The 2837-nt window shown below is 66.7% G+C and carries 4 protein-coding genes; 2 read left to right on the forward strand and 2 right to left on the reverse strand.

All coding sequences use genetic code 11. The features are described 5' to 3' along the window. Together EOA28_RS31430 and EOA28_RS31435 are read right to left on the reverse strand one after the other, a co-directional pair. Nucleotides 1-650 (reverse strand): DUF58 domain-containing protein (locus tag EOA28_RS31430; RefSeq protein WP_148670974.1); only part of this gene is annotated, 650 nt, incomplete at its 3' end. Further along, nucleotides 650-1654, reverse strand: coding sequence for a MoxR family ATPase (locus EOA28_RS31435; RefSeq protein WP_126059736.1), 1005 nt, complete (start codon nt 1652-1654; stop codon nt 650-652). The genes EOA28_RS31435 and EOA28_RS31430, both read right to left, overlap by 1 nt. A gap of 156 nt (nt 1655-1810) precedes the next feature. Between EOA28_RS31435 and EOA28_RS31440 the strand changes: the two genes are divergently transcribed. Both EOA28_RS31440 and EOA28_RS31445 read left to right on the forward strand, forming a co-directional pair. Then, on the forward strand, nt 1811-2455 hold the full coding sequence (locus EOA28_RS31440) for a DUF1285 domain-containing protein (protein WP_127251102.1): 645 nt from the start codon (nt 1811-1813) through the stop codon (nt 2453-2455). Then, the coding region (locus EOA28_RS31445; protein ID WP_148670975.1) for a CoA pyrophosphatase at nt 2455-2837 on the forward strand (383 nt) is incomplete at its 3' end. The genes EOA28_RS31440 and EOA28_RS31445, both read left to right, overlap by 1 nt.

Consider the following 2837-nt stretch of genomic DNA (forward strand, 5'->3'; position numbering starts at 1 on the left):
GCCGGGTCGGCGACCTCGATAAGATGGGCGCGCACGCCATGGCGAGCGAGCACCTCGAGCCAGGCCATGGTTTCCTCGACCGGGTCGAGGAAATCGCTGACGAGCACGATGTCGCAGAAGCGGCGGATGGCCGACAGGTCGGGTTTGGCCGGCAGCGCGGCGGCGTGGCTCAGCTGGGCGGCGATGCGCTCGGCGCCGTTGCGGGCGGTGAACGGGTCGGTCAGGCCCGGCCAGGCGATGCGCTCGCCACTGCGCGACAAAAGCTCGGCCAAGGCGAGCGCCAGCACCAGCGCGCGCGATTCCTTGGAAACGCCAGCGCCGGCCGATTTGTAGAGCATGGAAGGCGAGGGGTCGGCCCAGAGCCAGACGGTGTGCGCGGCTTCCCATTCGCGGTCGCGCACATAGGTATGGTCGTCTCTGGCCGAGCGGCGCCAGTCGATGCGCGAGGAATCGCCTTCGACATACGGCCGGAACTGCCAGAAATTCTCGCCGATGCCGCGCTTGCGACGGCCGTGCCAACCGGCGATCACCGTGTTGACGATGCGCCGCGCCTCGACCAGCAGGTCCGGAACCAGTGAAGCCCGCAACCGGCCGCGGGCGAGCGCGTCGCGCGTCGCAACCGGTGCCTGGACCTCGCCTATTCGACCCATCAGATGCCTTTTGCCAGCTTCGCCACCACGTCGCGCACCGAAGTGCCTTCGGCGCGGGCGGCGAACGTCAGCGCCATGCGGTGCTGCAGCACGGGTTCGGCCAAGGCGCGGACGTCGTCCACCGACGGCGCCAACCTTCCATCATATAGGGCGCGGGCGCGGGCGCACAGGGTCAGCGCCTGGCTGGCGCGGGGGCCCGGCCCCCAGGCGACATGCTTGTCCGTCTCGGCATTGCCCTGGCCGGGTCGGGCCGAACGCACCAGCTTGAGGATCGCCTCGACGACGCTTTCCGGCACCGGCATGCGGCGGATCAGCGTCTGGATCTCCTTCAGTCTCGCCGGCTGCAGCACCTTGTCGGCCTTGGCTTCGTCGATACCGGTCGTTTCGAGCAGGATGCGGCGCTCCGCATCGATCTCCGGATAAAGGATGTCGACCTGCATTAGGAAGCGGTCGAGCTGGGCTTCGGGCAGCGGGTAGGTGCCTTCCTGTTCCAGCGGGTTCTGCGTCGCCAGCACGTGGAAGGGCGAGGGCAGGTCGTAACGGGCGCCGGCTATGGTGACGTGATATTCCTGCATTGCCTGCAGCAGCGCGGACTGCGTGCGCGGCGAGGCGCGGTTGATCTCGTCTGCCATCAGCAACTGCGTGAAGATCGGCCCGGAAATGAAGCGGAAGGAGCGCTTGCCGAACTCGTCCTGCTCCATCACCTCAGAGCCGAGGATGTCGGACGGCATCAGGTCGGGCGTGAACTGGACGCGGCGCGAATCGAGGCCGAGCACGATCCCCAGCGTCTCGACCAGCTTGGTCTTGGCGAGGCCCGGCACGCCGACCAGCAGCGCGTGGCCGCCCGCCAGAAGCGCCACCAGCGTGCGCTCGACGACCGCTTCCTGGCCGAAGATCACCCGGCCGACCGCGTCGCGGACCTTGGAGATGTCGGCCAGCGCTTTTTCAGCTTCCTCGATCATCGCTTTTTCGCTGATCGGGCTTTCCTTGATCATCACGCTCATGCCGTTTCGATCCCTTGTGGTTGGAAATACCGGCCTGCATTCTCAATGTCGCAGAATGCCGCGATTCGGCCCCGCCTGGCGCCTGCATTCGAACTTAAATCACAGACTTGGGCGGACAAGGCTGACAATCGGGACAACAGTGACTATTTCGTGACCATGGCCGAACGCAGCGAACATCGTGAACAAAGCCCGGGTGGGCAGAGCTTGACGAGCGCTACCGAGGCGCGCGGCCTCGAGGCGCTGATCTCGCGCGCGGCCCGGGCGGGCAAGGGGCCGGCGCCGGTCGAGCGCTGGAATCCGGACTTCTGCGGCGACCTCGACATGGAGATCAAGGCGGACGGCACCTGGTTCTATCTCGGCACGCCGATCGGCCGCATGCCGCTGGTGCAGCTCTTTTCCAGCGTGCTGCGCAAGGATGCCGACGGCAAGACCTATCTTGTGACCCCAGTCGAGCGGGTCGGAATACGAGTCGTCGACGCGCCTTTCATCGCCGTCGAAATGAATGTCTCCGGGAGCGGCGACGAGCAAGTCATCACCTTCCGCACCAATGTCGGCGACGTTGTCGCCGCCGGGCCCGGCCATCCGCTGCGTTTCGTCGACGAGGACGAAACCGGCGGGCTGAAACCCTACGTGCTGGTGCGCGGACGGCTGGAGGCGCTGGTGGCGCGGGCTGTCATGTATGAGCTGGTCGCGCATGGCGAGGAGATCGACATCGACGGCAAGGCGATGTTCGCCGTCCGCTCTGGCGGCGAGGTCTACCCGATCATGCCGGCCGAAAAACTGAAACGGCTGAGCGCGTGATGGACCAGGTGACCCGGGCGCCATTTTCGATCGCGGATTTCCGGGCCCGGGCCGCCGCGCAGGCCGCGATCACTCTTGGCGAGGATTTCGGCGATCATCGCTTCAATCCCGATCACCCCAGGCTCCAACACGTCAAGCCGCTGCGTGACGCGGCTGTGCTTATCCCGGTCGTCGACCGCGCCGAGGGCGCCATGGTGCTGCTCACCAAGCGCGCCGAGAAGCTGCGCAGCCATTCCGGCCAGGTGGCGTTTCCGGGCGGCACGATCGATCCCACCGACCCCGGCCCCGAGGCGACCGCGCTGCGGGAGACCTTCGAGGAGATCGGCCTCGATCGCGACCATATCGAGATCATCGGCCGCATGCCGGACTATGTGTCGGGCAG

The organism is Mesorhizobium sp. M2A.F.Ca.ET.067.02.1.1, from assembly GCF_004023285.1.
Lineage (GTDB): Bacteria > Pseudomonadota > Alphaproteobacteria > Rhizobiales > Rhizobiaceae > Mesorhizobium.

Excerpts from the sequence above, each read along its gene's own strand:
- EOA28_RS31435 (WP_126059736.1), bottom strand. The coding sequence starts at position 1,654 with ATGAGCGTGATGATCAAGGAAAGCCCGATCAGCGAAAAAGCGATGATC.
- EOA28_RS31440 (WP_127251102.1), top strand. The coding sequence starts at position 1,811 with ATGGCCGAACGCAGCGAACATCGTGAACAAAGCCCGGGTGGGCAGAGC.